At 63.0% G+C, this 14,431-nt stretch carries 16 protein-coding genes and 1 tRNA gene; 11 read left to right on the top strand and 6 right to left on the bottom strand.

The genetic code is table 11. The annotated features are described in order from the left end of the window. A partial coding sequence (locus ABIV12_RS05930; protein ID WP_348057237.1) for a hypothetical protein occupies positions 1 to 459 on the top strand: 459 nt, incomplete at its 5' end. Positions 460 to 497: 38 nt separating this feature from the next. Here ABIV12_RS05930 and ABIV12_RS05925 read toward each other — a convergent pair. From ABIV12_RS05925 to ABIV12_RS05915, 3 genes are all read right to left on the bottom strand, one after another. Then, a complete protein-coding gene (locus tag ABIV12_RS05925) occupies positions 498 to 1,898 on the bottom strand; it encodes a PhoH family protein (protein ID WP_348057235.1) in 1,401 nt (466 codons plus the stop codon). 88 nt (positions 1,899 to 1,986) lie between these two features. After that, on the bottom strand, positions 1,987 to 2,451 hold the full coding sequence (locus ABIV12_RS05920) for a peroxiredoxin (protein ID WP_348057233.1): 465 nt from the start codon (positions 2,449 to 2,451) through the stop codon (positions 1,987 to 1,989). Next, positions 2,451 to 3,035: a glycine cleavage system protein R gene (locus tag ABIV12_RS05915; protein ID WP_348057231.1), complete on the bottom strand. Its 585-nt coding sequence runs from the start codon at positions 3,033 to 3,035 to the stop codon at positions 2,451 to 2,453. Before ABIV12_RS05915 ends, ABIV12_RS05920 begins: the two co-directional genes overlap by 1 nt. Before the next feature lie 233 nt (positions 3,036 to 3,268). Here ABIV12_RS05915 and dapA point away from each other — a divergent pair, with 233 nt between their 5' ends. Then, on the top strand, positions 3,269 to 4,171 hold the full coding sequence (gene dapA / locus ABIV12_RS05910; protein ID WP_348057229.1) for a 4-hydroxy-tetrahydrodipicolinate synthase: 903 nt from the start codon (positions 3,269 to 3,271) through the stop codon (positions 4,169 to 4,171). A gap of 33 nt (positions 4,172 to 4,204) precedes the next feature. Then, positions 4,205 to 4,849, top strand: a complete 645-nt coding sequence (locus ABIV12_RS05905; RefSeq protein ID WP_348057228.1) for a hypothetical protein — start codon at positions 4,205 to 4,207, stop codon at positions 4,847 to 4,849. Positions 4,850 to 4,928: 79 nt separating this feature from the next. Here ABIV12_RS05905 and fdxA read toward each other — a convergent pair whose 3' ends face one another. Together fdxA and ABIV12_RS05895 are read right to left on the bottom strand one after the other, a co-directional pair. Continuing rightward, entirely contained in the window at positions 4,929 to 5,252 is a 324-nt protein-coding gene (fdxA, locus tag ABIV12_RS05900) for a ferredoxin FdxA (RefSeq protein ID WP_348057226.1), read from the bottom strand. A gap of 83 nt (positions 5,253 to 5,335) precedes the next feature. Continuing rightward, positions 5,336 to 5,411 (bottom strand) — tRNA-Glu (locus ABIV12_RS05895). Between the two features lie 76 nt (positions 5,412 to 5,487). On the opposite strand from ABIV12_RS05895, the gene pcnB reads away from it, so the two are divergent. The 5 genes from pcnB to panD all read left to right on the top strand — a co-directional run bounded on the left by pcnB (position 5,488) and on the right by panD (position 9,764). After that, positions 5,488 to 6,861 (top strand): polynucleotide adenylyltransferase PcnB, encoded by a 1,374-nt coding sequence (gene pcnB, locus ABIV12_RS05890; RefSeq protein WP_348057224.1) that lies wholly within the window; start codon positions 5,488 to 5,490, stop codon positions 6,859 to 6,861. A 10-nt stretch (positions 6,862 to 6,871) separates the two neighbouring features. Further along, positions 6,872 to 7,351, top strand: coding sequence for a 2-amino-4-hydroxy-6-hydroxymethyldihydropteridine diphosphokinase (folK, locus tag ABIV12_RS05885; RefSeq protein ID WP_348057222.1), 480 nt, complete (start codon positions 6,872 to 6,874; stop codon positions 7,349 to 7,351). 69 nt (positions 7,352 to 7,420) lie between these two features. Next, on the top strand, positions 7,421 to 8,236 hold the full coding sequence (panB, locus tag ABIV12_RS05880) for a 3-methyl-2-oxobutanoate hydroxymethyltransferase (protein WP_348057220.1): 816 nt from the start codon (positions 7,421 to 7,423) through the stop codon (positions 8,234 to 8,236). Positions 8,237 to 8,243: 7 nt separating this feature from the next. Then, a complete protein-coding gene (gene panC, locus ABIV12_RS05875) occupies positions 8,244 to 9,095 on the top strand; it encodes a pantoate--beta-alanine ligase (protein WP_348057218.1) in 852 nt (283 codons plus the stop codon). A gap of 288 nt (positions 9,096 to 9,383) precedes the next feature. Further along, on the top strand, positions 9,384 to 9,764 hold the full coding sequence (gene panD / locus ABIV12_RS05870) for an aspartate 1-decarboxylase (RefSeq protein ID WP_348057216.1): 381 nt from the start codon (positions 9,384 to 9,386) through the stop codon (positions 9,762 to 9,764). 24 nt (positions 9,765 to 9,788) lie between these two features. Here the strand turns inward: panD and queG are convergent, their stop codons facing one another. Next, on the bottom strand, positions 9,789 to 10,895 hold the full coding sequence (gene queG, locus ABIV12_RS05865) for a tRNA epoxyqueuosine(34) reductase QueG (RefSeq protein ID WP_348057214.1): 1,107 nt from the start codon (positions 10,893 to 10,895) through the stop codon (positions 9,789 to 9,791). A 62-nt stretch (positions 10,896 to 10,957) separates the two neighbouring features. Here queG and ABIV12_RS05860 point away from each other — a divergent pair, with 62 nt between their 5' ends. From ABIV12_RS05860 to ABIV12_RS05850, 3 genes are all read left to right on the top strand, one after another. After that, complete coding sequence (locus ABIV12_RS05860; protein ID WP_348057212.1) at positions 10,958 to 12,448, top strand: NAD(P)H-hydrate dehydratase; 1,491 nt, start codon at positions 10,958 to 10,960, stop codon at positions 12,446 to 12,448. Beyond that, complete coding sequence (gene tsaE, locus ABIV12_RS05855) at positions 12,445 to 12,936, top strand: tRNA (adenosine(37)-N6)-threonylcarbamoyltransferase complex ATPase subunit type 1 TsaE (RefSeq protein WP_348057210.1); 492 nt, start codon at positions 12,445 to 12,447, stop codon at positions 12,934 to 12,936. The genes ABIV12_RS05860 and tsaE overlap by 4 nt, the downstream gene beginning before the upstream one ends. Positions 12,937 to 13,103: 167 nt before the next feature. Next, the gene (locus ABIV12_RS05850) at positions 13,104 to 14,390 is read left to right on the top strand and encodes an N-acetylmuramoyl-L-alanine amidase (RefSeq protein WP_348057208.1); all 1,287 of its coding nucleotides are present in this window, start codon (positions 13,104 to 13,106) and stop codon (positions 14,388 to 14,390) included. The last annotated feature ends 41 nt before the right edge of the window (positions 14,391 to 14,431 follow it).

Here is a 14,431-nt window from a genome sequence, read left to right as displayed (position 1 = left end):
CTCAGCTACGCAGTGACGCCGGCGTTCGGCGTCGACATCGGCGTTCAACGCGTGATGTACAGCGCGATCACACCGTTCGCCAGCTCGGGTTTGCCGACACGATTCCTGGCGCTCTTGGGCGACAGTGGCAGCCCGGTGTTTGCGTGGAAAGACCTCGATGTCTACAGCGTTGGCTGGACGTTGCGCGACGCCGCCATCGGCGCGGTGCAACTTCGCTACACGACGCGTCAACAACCCGTGCCCACGTCGAAACTGCTCGAGCGTGCGTTGGCGTCGGCGACGGCAAACGATACGGTGTCGCTCGGTTGGTCACGTGGGTTCGGAGATCGATCAAATCTCAGTTTCTCTGCGAGCTATGCAACGGCGCCGTACTATCTTCTGATGCCGTCGTACGTCGCGCGAAGCGACGGCACCGCGAGCCAGTTCGAGTTCGAAGCAAGCTGGCTTCTGCGCTTCTGACGAATCCGGGCCTGCGGTGCAAGCCCGGACATCGTGTGTCAGAGCATCTGCGACGCGTAGTCCGCAAGACGAGAACGCTCGCCGCGACGCAAAGTGATGTGCGCGCTGTGTTCCCAATCCTTGAAGCGGTCGACCGCAAAGGTCAGGCCCGATGTGGTCTCGGTCAAATAGGGCGTATCGATCTGCTCGACGTTCCCGAGGCAGATCATCTTGCTGCCCGGCCCCGCGCGCGTGATCAGGGTCTTCATCTGCTTGGGCGTCATGTTCTGCGCTTCATCGATGATGACGTAGCGGCTCAGGAACGTTCGACCGCGCATGAAGTTCATCGAGCGGATCTTGATCCGCGAAGCAAGCAGATCGTTGGTCGCCGCGCGTCCCCACGCGCCACCCTCCTGTGGATTGGTCAGCACTTCGAGATTGTCGGTGAGGGCGCCCATCCACGGCGTCATCTTTTCCTCTTCGGTGCCTGGCAGAAAGCCGATGTCCTCGCCAACCGACACCGTCGCTCGCGTCATGATGATTTCTCGGTAACGCTGCTGGTCCATGACCTGTGCCAACCCGGCAGCCAGCGCGAGGAGGGTTTTGCCGGTGCCGGCGGTACCGAGCAGCGTGACGAAATCGATCTCCGGATCCATCAACGCGTTGAGCGCGAAATTCTGCTCTCGGTTTCGCGCCTGGATGCCCCAGACCGAATGTGAGGCGCCGAGGCGGTAGTCGTCGACAATCTGCAGGGTCGCCTTCGTTCCATCGAGCTTGAGCACTCGCATTTCGACATCGTCGTCGCCCGGCAGGTACAGGCTTTGATTGGGATGCCAATCCTCGTCCTTGCGCTTCTTGACCTCGTAGAACGTGCGGCCGCGTTCCGACCACGAGCGCAGCTCACCATGGCGCTCCCAGAAGTTCGCGGGCAATTCGGCCAGCCCGTTGTACAGAAGGCTGAAATCGTCGAGCGCCCGATCGTTCTCGTAGTCCTCGGCGGTGATGCCGTGGATTTTCGCCTTGATCCGCAGGTTGATGTCCTTGGACACCAGCACCACGGCTTCCTTCGGCCGCGCTTCGCGCAATGCGACGACAGAGGCGAGGATCAGGTTGTCGGGCAGCGTGCGCCGCGCGCTCTTGTCGGATGCAACGTAGGCTGTGGTCTGGAAATACAGTCGGCCGGTTTTCGGTTTCCGGTCCAGTTGCAGGCCTTGCGGCATACGCAGATCGAGGCCTTCCTCGATGGGGCGACCGTTTCCGGAGACGACGAGTTCGTTGAGGAAGCGGCTGACCTGGCGGGCGTTTCGCGATGTCTCCGACATGCCTTTCTTGGCGGCGTCGAGTTCTTCAAGCACCGTCATCGGGATGAAGACATCATGTTCTTCGAAACGGAACAGCGACGTCGGGTCGTGCATCAGCACGTTGGTATCGAGCACGTAGATTCGCTTGCCTCGGGTCATTCGATGCTCTCGTTGAAGGGGACGAACGGGCGGCTGCGCACGCCGCTGCGATGAACAAATGGGGAGAACGATCGATGGGTCGCGGATTTCACGCGTGCGTGAGTCGCTCAAGCACCGCAGCCGCATGCCCCGGCACCTTGATACTGCGCCATTCGGCGATCAGGATCCCATCGGGATCCATCAGGAAGGTGCTGCGGATCACTCCCGTGTAGTGCTTGCCATAGAGAATCTTGTCGCCGATGACATCGAACGCACGGCACCAGGCCTCGTCCGTATCGGCGATCAGAGCAAAGCCGAGTTCATGCTTGCCATGGAATCGGCCATGCGAAGCAACGGAATCACGCGAAACACCGATGATCGTGCAGCCGTGACTCTGGAATTTCGCGCGCAGGTCGCGAAAATCCCCGGCCTCGCGGGTGCAGCCGGGCGTGTTGTCCTTCGGATAGAAGTAGACCACCACGTGCCCACCGCGAAGTTGCGACAGCGTCAGTGGTTCTCCGCTTTCGGTGATGCCGGAAAGTTCGGGAACCTTTGTGCCGAGCGACGTCGACATCAGAATTTCATCGGGTCCATGATCGCGTCGAGATTGAGTCCGTCGCAGAACTCGAGGAAGTCGTCGCGCAACGCGGCGATGTGCGTCGTGGTCGGAATGCCGATGGTGATCTGCGCCGAAAACATGTCGGCTCCTGTCTGCATCGCGCGATAACGGGTCGAGTGCAGCTGTTCGATGGAAATGTTCTGCTGCGCGAAGAATTCGGCGAGTTGAAACAGCACGCCGGGCTTGTCCGCCGCGACGACTTCCACCACATACGGCAACAGGTTGGACTGCTGCTGCTTGGCGCTGGTGCGAAAATGGGTCAGGCGCAGCTCGCCGTCGCGGTCGAGTCGCGCCAGCCCGTTCTCGAGCTTCGCGATTGCGTCCCACGCGCCCTGTGCGAGTGCGAGCACGCTCAGTTCGTTGCCGAGCGTCGAGACCCGGGCTTCTGCAAGGTTGCAGCCGCATTCGGAGATGCGCTTGCTGATGGCGACCAGCGGCGATTGCGCCGCTGAACTGAACGCACTGATGAGCAGATAGTTGTCGGTCGACGCAGGTCGCGTTGCGCTGTCGCTCGTGGCCTGCTTTCCTGCTTGCTTCACGTTTTGCTGATCCCGTCGATGCCGGCATCGACTGTCGATGTCCGTCACTGCCAGAATACTGGTGGGCCCGGGGGGTCGCAAGCAGACTCCGCGCGACCAGTCGTCCGCGATGCGCGTGGCTGGCGTCGTACGCGACGATGGCTGCGGAGGTGTCGTTTCTAGCCGCCCGGTTGAATGGACGCGTATCGAGGCCGACCAGTACCATCGTGCATCTCTGAAAGTATGGTCTCGCCTTGATCCTGTCCGGAAGCCTCTGCGCATTGGCCACGCCGTTCCGTTCGTATGATGATGCGATCGATCTGGAGGCGTTTGGTCGACTGATCGAACGTCAGCTGGACGGCGGCACCCGCGGGGTGGTTGCCGCGGGTTCGACGGGCGAAGCGGCCGCACTCGATGACATGGAATTTTCCACGCTGCTGGAATTTGCAGTGGCGCGCGTGGCCGGCCGTGTGCCGGTACTCGCCGGGACGGGGATGTCGGCCACGCGAAAAACGGTTCAGCAGACCTTGCGCGCGCGCGATGCGGGTGTCGATGCTGCGCTGGTGGCGGCGCCTGCGTATGTCCGACCGACCCAGGAAGGCATGTATCGGCACTTCAGCGAGATCGCCGACCGTGGAGGACTTCCGGTCGTCCTCTACAACGTCCCGTCGCGGACTGCGTGCGACATCGAGCCTGCCACAGTGCAGCGGCTCGCGCGCCACGGCAACATCGTGGGGATCAAGGAAGCATCAACCGAGCCCGATCGGATGTCTGCGCTGCTTGGTCTACGGAGCGCGGGTTTCGTCGTTCTTTCCGGCGACGATGCCACGGCGGCGCGAGCGATTCGCTGCGGCGCCGACGGCTTGATATCGGTTGCCGCGAACATCGCGGCGCGCGAGATCGCACAGATGTGCGAACTGGCGGGGTCCGGCGATGCGCAGGCGACCGCGGCACTGCTGCTGCGCCTTACTCCGCTGTTCGAACATCTGTCGGCGGAGCCCAATCCGATTCCGGTCAAATGGTGCCTCGCGCAAGTCGGCATCGGCGACGCGCATCTGCGCCTGCCGCTGGTCGAGCTCTCGGCCAGCCATCGCGCCGCCGGATTCGACGCGATGGCAGCGCTGGGTCTGGTCGAGGCCGCGCCTGCAGTCGGGTAGACTATGCGGATGACCTATAAAGGGATGCCATCCGTGAGACGAAATCTTTTTGCGCTGCCGACCGTGCTGGTCGCGATCGTGTCCCTCTCAGGCTGCGGGTTCGTTCACAAGCATTTCGGACGTGACGACACGGCCTATCGAAAATCCGCGCAGGATCGACCGCTGGAGATTCCGCCGGATCTCGACACGCCGAGCAGCAGTGGCGCTCTGACGATTCCGCAGGCTGGAACCCCATCATCGGCGTCATCGTCGGCCTCGGTGGCATCGCCGTCCACGACATCATCGTCACCGGACACGCAGCCGCCGGCTGCGTCGATCGCGTCTGGCGCGCCGATCGGGGGCGACGGATTCAGTATTGCTGACAGCGTGGACAGCGCGTGGACGCGCGTGGGCCTTGCGATCGAACGGTCCGGTACGGCGACATTGCTGGAACGCGATCAGCCCGCACATGCGTTCACCGTTGAAACGACGGGTCAGACGACGCAGAAAGCGGGATGGTTCAAGCGCGCGATCACGTTGGGACACGCGACCCGCAAAGTCGCGGCGAAGGTGCGTCTGGTCGTTCGCGTGAGTATCGATGGATCCGGCAGCAAGGTCGCCGTGGAAGGCCCTGCGGATGCGGCATCGCAGGACGCGGCCCGGTCGCTTCTGGCAGCGTTGCGCCAGCGTTTGTCCTGACCGGCCTTTGCCCTGATTGGATCCCGCGCCTGCACGCTCACCCGCGTGCCGGTGCTCTGCAAGCGCGCGGCTGCGCGCTTCAGCGCTCCAGAAGCTTCAGCTTGTCCGGCTTGCCTTCCCAGTCCTTCGCGTCGGCGGGAGCGTCGATGCGAACCGTCAACACCGGCCACCCCTTCGACAATTCGGCGTTCAACGCGATGAACGCCTCCTGGCCGCCGGGCACATCGTCTTCCGGGAATATCGCGGTGACGGGGCATTCCGGTTCGCACAGCGTGCAGTCAATGCACTCTTCGGGATCGATGACGAGGAAATTGGGACCCTCGTGGAAACAATCGACCGGGCACACCTCGACGCAATCGGTGTACTTGCACTTGATGCAGTTCTCGGTAACGACGAAGGGCATGGCGGCGGCCTGGCGTGCGTTGGAAGAATGGGTGGGGCGACGAAAGACCGCTGTTGGATCGAACGTTCGACGATGGATCGAAGTGGTGCTCCCTACGAGGTTCGAACTCGTGTTCCCGCCTTGAGAGGGCAGTGTCCTGGACCACTAGACGAAGGGAGCGAAGTTTTGGAATTGACGAGCCGCGTAGTATAACGAATCGGTAACGTGCGGCAATCCGGGGGAGTACTTGCCAGGAATGAATGTGGAACGGAGCGAACAATTGATGTCACCGCAGGGGTCGTTCCGCGTCATTCCGCGAGCCGAGCACTCGATTTCGCGAAAGAGCATCTCCGCCGGCGCATTGCGTGTGCTGTATCGTCTGCACGAGTCGGGGTATCAGGCGTTTCTGGTCGGTGGCGCCGTGCGCGACCTGCTGCTGACCGGACATCCGAAGGACTTCGACATCGCGACCAATGCGACCCCGGAAGAGGTGCGCGCATTGTTTCGCAACTGCCGCCTGATTGGACGACGGTTTCGCCTTGCCCATGTCGTTTTCGGCCGCGAAATCGTCGAGGTCGCGACATTTCGCGGCAGCAGTGACGATGGCAGCGGCGATCGGCATCAGGTTGACGGACGTCTGATCCGCGACAACGTGTATGGCACCCTCGAAGAAGACGCGGTGCGCCGCGATTTCACCGTGAATGCCCTGTACTACGACATCGCGGATTTCAGCGTGCGTGATTCGGTCGGTGGGATGGCCGATCTCGAGAGCAAAACGTTGAGGTTGATCGGCGATCCCGAATTGCGCTATCGGGAAGATCCGGTGCGCATGCTGCGCGCGGCGCGACTCGCCGCAAAACTGGAGTTCGAGATCGAGGCGGACACCGCGGCGCCTTTCGCCACCCTTGGCTCGTTGCTTTCCGAAGCGCCGCCAGCCCGACTGTTCGACGAATCGCTGAAGCTGTTCCTCGGCGGCTACGGCCTCAAGAGTTTTCGCATGCTCGAACGCCACGGCTTGCTGGAGCATGTTTTTCCGGCGACGGCTCGCGTGCTGGCCGGCGGAGGCGCTGCGCATTTTCGTCGACTGGTCGAGCAGACATTGGCCAGCACCGATGCGCGGGTGAGGGAAGACAAGCCGGTCACGCCGGCATTTCTGTTCGCCGCGATGTTGTGGGAACCGATGCGCGTCACTGCGCAGGCGTTGGCTGACGGTGGCGCCGACGTCGCTTCCGCATGGACCCACGCGGTCGATCGCGTCTTGCGCGAGCAGGCGGCGCGCGTGGCGATTCCGCGTCGTTTCACATTGACGATCGAGGAAATCTGGTCGCTGCAACCGCGATTCACGCAACGCACACGCAAACGTGCATTCAAGCTGCTCGAGCATCCGCGCTTTCGGGCGGCGTACGATTTCCTCGTGTTGCGCGCCGAAGGTTCTCCCCAACTCACCGAGCTTGCGAACTGGTGGACGGAAGCGCAGCAGGTTGGACACGACGAGCTGGCCGCGCGGCTTGCGGCCGTGCCGGCGTCGGCCGACACGACTCCGCTGGCTCCTGCACGCAAACGGCCGCGCCGGCGGCGCAAGCCGAAACCGTCCGGCGGCGCTGCCACGTCGCAGGAAAGTGGCGATTGACCCACAGCCGGTGCGCGCATTCGTCGGTCTGGGCAGCAACCTCGGCGGTCCAGTCGATCAGGTGAAGCGCGCGCTGGCTGCGCTGGCTGCGCTGCCGCAGAGCCGCATGGTTTCCCATTCCGGGCTGTATGGAAGCAAGCCGTGGGGCGGCGTCGAACAGCCCGCTTTCGTCAACGCGGTGGCTGAGCTTGAAACCTCGTTGCAATCCCGAGCGCTGCTCGACGCATTGCTCGAAATCGAGCACGCTCAAGGCCGCCGCCGCGGAGGTGAGCGTTGGGGGCCGCGCGTCATCGACCTCGACCTGCTCTGCTACGGAACCGCCGAAGTCGACGAGCCGGGACTTCGCCTGCCACACCCGCACATTGCAGAACGTTCTTTCGTTCTGGTGCCGCTGGCCGAAATTGCGGCAGACCTCGCAATACCCGGTATCGGTGCGGTTTCAACGCTGCTCGCACGGATCGATACCCGGGATTGCCTGCCGATCGCATGAAGTTGCTTGAGGTCGCTCGGCCGCGCGGGGAATAATGCCGATCCGTTGTCACGTCGGTTGTCGACTCGAATGTACAGCACCGTTGCGAGCGGCCCTGCGCTCACCGTCCCGGACCTGCACGACCGCAAGCGTCGTGCGGAAAAGATCGTGTCGATCACCTCCTATGACGCAAGTCTCGCGGCGCGATCAGACGAGGCGGGTGTCGATTTCGTCCTCGTCGGCGATTCACTCGGCATGGTCGTGCAAGGTCACTCCAGCACACTGCCGGTGACAATGGACCAGATGGTTTATCACAGCGCGTGCGTGGCCCGAGGTCTGCGTCGTGCGTTGCTCGTTGCGGATCTGCCTTTCATGAGCTTTCGCGATCCCGCCATTGCGCTGACCAATGCTGCGCGCTTGCTGGGCGAGGGTGGCGTCGCGATGGTGAAGCTGGAAGGCGCAGGATGGGTTTGCGAGGTGATCGATGCGCTGACGCGCCACGAGGTCCCTGTGTGCGCCCATCTCGGCTTGACCCCGCAATCGGTACACCGTCTCGGCGGCTACCGTGTGCAAGGCAAGGGCAATGTCGCTGCGGAGCGGCTCAAGGCGGATGCGTTGGCGGTGCAGGATGCCGGCGCCGACATGCTGGTGCTCGAGTGTGTTCCCGCGGCGCTGGCGGCCGACATCACGCGATCGTTGCGCATTCCGACAATCGGCATCGGTGCCGGCGTTGATTGCGATGGGCAGATCCTGGTGGTGCACGACCTGCTCGGCATGACCTCGGGCAAACGCCCGCGATTCACACGCGATTTTCTTGCCGGCACGAATTCCGTGGTCGGTGCGATCGCAGCCTACGCCGCCGCGGTGCGCAGCGGCGAATTTCCGGCAGCCGAACACAGTTACTGAGATGCGGATGGAAATCGTCACACGCACGTCCGAGCTGCATGCATGGGTCGCCGCAGCGGCGCGCAGCGGCCAGCGCATCGGCCTCGTGCCGACCATGGGCAATCTGCACGCCGGCCATCATTCCCTGATCGACATTGCACGCGCGCGTTCCGATGTCGTCGTCGCCAGCGTGTTCGTCAATCCCACCCAGTTCGGCCCGAACGAGGATTTCACGCGTTATCCACGCACGCCCGACGCCGACATGGCCGGCCTTTCGGCGCACGGATGCGATCTTCTTTTCATGCCCGCTGTCGACGTTCTGTATCCGAACGGATCCGATCACGCGGTGCGCGTCAGCGTCCCCGCTCTCGACAATATTCTCGAGGGGGCGATTCGACCGGGCCACTTCGACGGCGTGGCGACTGTGGTTGCGAAACTCTTCAATCTCGTCCGGCCTGACCTTGCCGTGTTCGGGCAGAAGGACTACCAGCAACTGCTGGTGATACGTCGGTTGGCGCAGGACATGGGCTATCCGATCGAGATCGTCGGAGCGCCCATCGTGCGTGAGTCCAATGGACTCGCGATGAGTTCCCGCAACCAGTACCTGACGGCGGACGAGCGGAAGGCGGCCGGCACCATCCACGCAACCTTGCAGTGGATCGGCCAACAGCTGGCCACGAAATCGATGTCGATTGCAGCGGTCGAGCGCGAAGCGTCGCTCAGGCTAGAAGCTGCAGGCTTCGTCCCGGACTACACGGTCGTTCGACGGGCGGAGGACTTGCGCGTTGCAGAGCCGGGAACGACCTCGGCGCTCGTCGCGTTGACGGCCGCGCGAGTCGGTTCAACACGACTCATCGACAATTTGTTGCTGGACCTGTAGCTATTTCGCCCGACTGTGGTATTCTCCCCACTGTCTTGGGGATTTCGCAACGGTTGTTGCACGATCTCTTGGGCAACAGGGCGCATTGTAGGTAATCGTCACTCCGATTGAGACCCTCGCAGCGGAAATCGCGCGAGGGTTTTTTTTTGGTTTTCGTCGCCAGTTTGGCTTGGCGGCACGTGAATGCGGGCATTCGCGCGTCTGTTGCTGCAGTCGCACAACGCTTTGGTATACTTGAGCGCTCACGTTTGTTGCTGAAATACAACACGCGATCCGCGGAGTGTTCCCATGCACCTCAACATGCTCAAGGCGAAGATCCATCGCGCAACGGTCACGTTGGCCGAACTTCACTACGAAGGATCCTGCGCGATCGATGGCGACCTGCTCGATCTGTCCGGCATCGTGGAATACGAGCAGATCCACATCTATAACGTGAACAACGGCCAGCGGTTTTCGACATACGCGATTCGCGGCGATGAAGGATCGGGGATCATTTCGATCAACGGCGCGGCGGCCCATCGAGCACAGCCCGGCGACATCATCATCATCTGTGCATACGGCGTGTATTCCGACGCGGAAGCAGCAACGCACACGCCGCAACTCGTTTATGTCGATCGTCACAACAAGATGACGCGCACCAGCCGCGCAATCGCCAAACAGTCCGCGTGAGCGCGCATTCGTCCGGCCGGGTGCTCAGCCGGAAATCGATGATTGGCGCTCCTTGCGTGCGTGTTCGTGCGACGCCCATTGCACATGTTCGCGGACGATCGGAGAGCGATCGTTCTCTCGGGATCGCAGCGCTGCGATGACGGCGGGTGTGGATGGCGCGTTGCCGAGCGCCACCGCGATGTTGCGCGACCAGCCGTCGTAGCCGGTTCGCCGAATTGCCATTCCCTCGGTGCGATCGAGGAATTGTTGTTCGGTCCACGCAAACAGGTCTGCCAGGCTCGCGGTCTCCAGGCCGTGGCGCGGCGCGAAATCCGCTTCCGGCGTGCTTTGCGCGAATTTGTTCCACGGACAGATGAGCTGGCAATCATCGCAGCCGAACACGCGGTTGCCAATCAACGGTCGCAAATCCTCGGGAATCGATCCACGCAATTCGATCGTCAGATAGGAAATGCAGCGACGCGCGTCGAGCTTGTACGGCGCGATGATTGCCTGGGTGGGGCAGATGTCGATGCATCGGGTGCACGTTCCGCAGTGAGGTGTTTCCTGCGAATCGCAGGGCAGAGCAAGGTCGGTGTAGATTTCGCCGAGAAAGAACCAGGAGCCGACGTCCCGGCTGAGCAACAACGTGTGCTTGCCGATCCAGCCGAGCCCCGCGTTGCGCGCGAGAGCCTTTTCAAGAACGGGTGCCGAGTCGGTGAACACCCGGTGGCCGAAGGGTCCGGTTAATTCGGCGATGCGATCGGCCAGCGTCTGCAGGCGTGCGCGCAGAACCTTGTGGTAGTCGCGCCCCAGCGCATAGCGCGACACATAGGCGCGCTCGCCGTCGGCGAGCACGTCCCACGCGCCGGAAAGTCCAGCAGGTGCGTAATCCATTCGCGCCGAAATCACCCGCAGGGTTCCTGGTCGAAGATCGACGGGGCGGCTCCGGCGGGTGCCGTGCCGCTTCATGTACTCCATCTCGCCGTGGAGGCCCTCGTCGAGCCAGTTCAGCAGGTGGACTTCGTCATCGGCGAGATCGACCCCTGTGATGCCGACATGCTGGAAACCCAGTTCCACACCCTGGCGTCGGATCTCATCGACGAGCGCGCGGCCGTCGACGGGTTTGCCGTTGATCTCGGAGGCGATGGCCATGCGTACGGAATCGGTGCCGGGCGGAACGGATAGTGTGCACGGCGTCGACCTATAATTGGCCGATGGACGCTGATTGCCGCGTGAGGGCTCTGTATACCATCGCTCAGGTGCGCAGGATCGAGCGAAACGCGATCGAGCGGCTGCATGTGCCCGCATTCGAGTTGATGGAGCGCGCAGCGCACGCAGCGTTCGGGCGGTTGCGCGAATGCTGGCCGGGCGCCGGTCGACTGTTGCTGCTGGCCGGCAGCGGAAACAACGGCGGCGATGCGTACGTGCTCGGAACAGTTGCGCGCAAGGCCGGCTTTCATGTCGCTGCAGTGGCGCTGACGGGCGCGTCCGGCGTCGATGCGTTGCGCGCACGCATGGCATTTGTCTCCACAGGCGGCCGCGTGATCGACGCCGATGGAGTCGAAGAGCTGCCAGACGCAGACGTGGTCGTCGATGGGCTGTTCGGTATCGGCCTTGCGCGGCCTGTGGCAGGTGTCGCCGCCGCGCTGATCGGGAAAATCAACGCACTCGGACGACCGGTGCTATCGCTCGACGTGCCCTCCGGTCTCGATGCCGATACGGGATGTCGGCTTGGCAGCACGATCCGCGCGCAGGAGACCGTGAGCTTCATCGCGTGGAAGCGCGGCCAATTCACGGCCGATGCGGCCGATTGCTGCGGCGCGCTGACCCTCGCGAGCCTGCAACTTCCCGGTGACGCATTCGTGGACGAAACGGCCGATGCGAATGTGCTGGATCACGCGATCTGGGGCCTGTTGAAGCCACGGTCCGCCAATGCCAACAAATCGACCTTTGGACATGTGCTTGCGATTGGCGGCGACTTCGGCATGGGTGGCGCGATCCGACTGAGTGGCGAAGCGGCGCTTCGTTGCGGAGCGGGCCTGGTCAGTGTCGCGACGCAAACGTCCAATGTCACAGCGATCAATGCGGCGCGCTGCGAATTGATGGCGCATGGCGTCGAGAGCGCCGCCGATCTCGCCTCGCTGATCGAACGCGCGAGCGTCATCGCGATTGGTCCGGGACTCGGACAAACCGCATGGGGGCAGTCGTTGTTCGATGCAGTCATCACAGGTGTCAAGCCGACGGTGGTTGATGCGGACGCACTCAACCTGCTGGCGAAGTCGCCGCAGGCGCTCACCGAGGGATTCGTGCTGACGCCGCACCCGGGCGAGGCGGCGCGTTTGCTCGGATGCGACTCTGCGACGGTCCAGCGTGATCGCTACGCCGCTGCACGAACACTCGCAGGCCGCTACTGCGCAGTCGTCGTCCTCAAAGGTGCGGGCAGCCTGATCGCGAATCCGCAGGGCGTTGTCGACGTCTGCCCCTGGGGCAATTCGGGCATGGCGTCGGGTGGCATGGGTGATGTGCTGACGGGCGTGATTGCAGCGCTTCTGGCGCAAGGTTTTTCTGCATGGGACGCCGCGCGGCTCGGCGTCGCACTCCATGCACGCGCAGGCGACCTGGCCGCAGGGGATGCGCCGCGCGGCTTGATTGCCAGTGATCTGTTCGCGCCGTTGCGACATCTCGCGAACGGACTGCCGCGATGAGTCAGACGCCGCGCGGACTGACCAGGTTCAACACCGGAACGGTCGACGAGCGTGAACTGGTCGCGCTGGCCGCGCAGCTCGCGCGCGGCGCACAGTCCGGCGGCGTCATCCACCTGAGCGGAGATCTGGGTGCGGGAAAAACAACGTTCGCGCGCGCGCTGCTTGTTGAACTGGGCATCCACGATCGCATCAAGAGCCCGACTTACAGCCTGATCGAGTCGTACCGCGCAGGGACGTTGGACATCCATCACCTCGATCTCTACCGCATCGCCGACGCCGCTGAGCTCGAATGGCTTGGCGTGGCCGATTTGTGCGGTCCGCAAACGCTGCTACTGATCGAATGGCCCGAACGTGGCGGGAACGCGCTGCCACGTGCGGATCTTTCGATTGAGTTTCTGCACGTTGGCGATGGGCGAAAGCTTTCGGCGATCGCGGCGAGCGCGGGGGGTGAAGCAATGCTCACGTCGTGGCGAAATATCCTGGTTTGACGTTGCCGTGTCTCGGGACCACGGTGGGCCATCTCTTGAATCATCGTTCATGAAGTCATCGCAGCGTTCGGATTTTCAAGGAAAAAGCTTGCATTGAGCTCCGCTTTTCGAGTTGAATACCGCGCATGTGGGGAATCCGCAATCCAGCCTGTATTCGTCTCTTCGCCTTGGCGCTCTTTTGCGCGTCGGTCGACGTGGGCGCCGCGCAGGTCCGCACTCTGCGCATCTGGGCGGGTCCGGAATACACGCGTGCGGTGTTCGATGTCTCCGGACCGGTCGAGTACAAGCTGTTCGAACTCAGCAAACCCAATCGCATCGTGCTGGACCTTCGCGGGAGCGAATTGAGCGACGATTTCAAGGCGCCGGCGGCGAAGGGCTTGCTGAAGAGTCTGCGCGCTGGCAAGCAGGGAAAGACCGATGCGCGCGTCGTCTTCGACCTCGCCGATGGCGTTCATCCAAAGAGCTTCCTTCTGCCGCCCGCCGACAAGTTCGGTTACCGTCTCGTGCTCGACCTGTACCCCGAGGGCGCCAAGGCTGCGCCGGTCAAGAGCGTCGCCGAAGTCTCGAGCGGCAAAGGTCGAAACGTCGTCGTCGCAATCGATGCAGGTCATGGCGGAGACGATCCCGGTGCGACCGGTGCCACCGGCACGCACGAGAAGGAAGTCACGCTCGCAGTCGCACGGCAGCTCAAGAAGCTGATCGACCGCACGCCCGGCATGACGGCGATGCTCACGCGCGATGCCGACTATTTCATTCCGCTCGAAAAGCGCTACAGCAAAGCGCGCGAAGCGAAGGCGGATCTTTTCATCTCGATCCACGCCGATGCGTTCACGAGCAGCGACGCCCGCGGATCTTCGGTGTGGGTGTTGTCACCGCGCGGCGCGACCAACGAGGCATCCCGCTGGCTCGCCGACCGGGAAAACCGTGCCGACCTCGTCGGCGGCATTTCACTCGACGACAAGGACGACACTCTCGCCAAGGTGCTGCTGGATCTGTCCCAGGGCGCGACCATGGGCGCGAGCAACTCGGTCGCAGAGCAGGTGCTGAGTGCCCTGAGAAAACTCGGGCCGACGCACCGCGCCTATGTCGAGCGGGCCAATTTTGTCGTACTGCGTTCGCCGGACGTGCCGTCGATCCTGGTCGAAACAGCGTTCATCACGAACGCGGCTGAGGAGGCGCGGTTGAAGAGTCCGGAGCACCGAGAGCGTCTGGCGACTGCGATCCTGGGCGGCGTGAGCGAGTATTTCCGTGCGTCGCCCCCGCCGGGAAGCATGTTCGCAGCCGGCAATGTCCGGGAAAGATCCAGTGCATCGCGCTACGTCGTGGGCCGGGGAGAAACGCTGAGTGCGATTGCCGAGAGTCACGGCTTGACGACAGCACAGTTGCGTGCGGCGAATGCATTGGCGAACGAGGGCGTTCGGGCTGGCGAAGTGCTGCAGATTCCTTCGGGCTGAAACCGCTGCCAGCGGGCGGCTGACGACCTTCGGCTATGATG

It is taken from the genome of Dokdonella sp. (assembly GCF_039926425.1).
Lineage (GTDB): Bacteria > Pseudomonadota > Gammaproteobacteria > Xanthomonadales > Rhodanobacteraceae > Dokdonella_A.
Note: the sequence above shows the minus strand (reverse complement) of the source record. Positions and strands in the feature narration are given on the sequence as shown.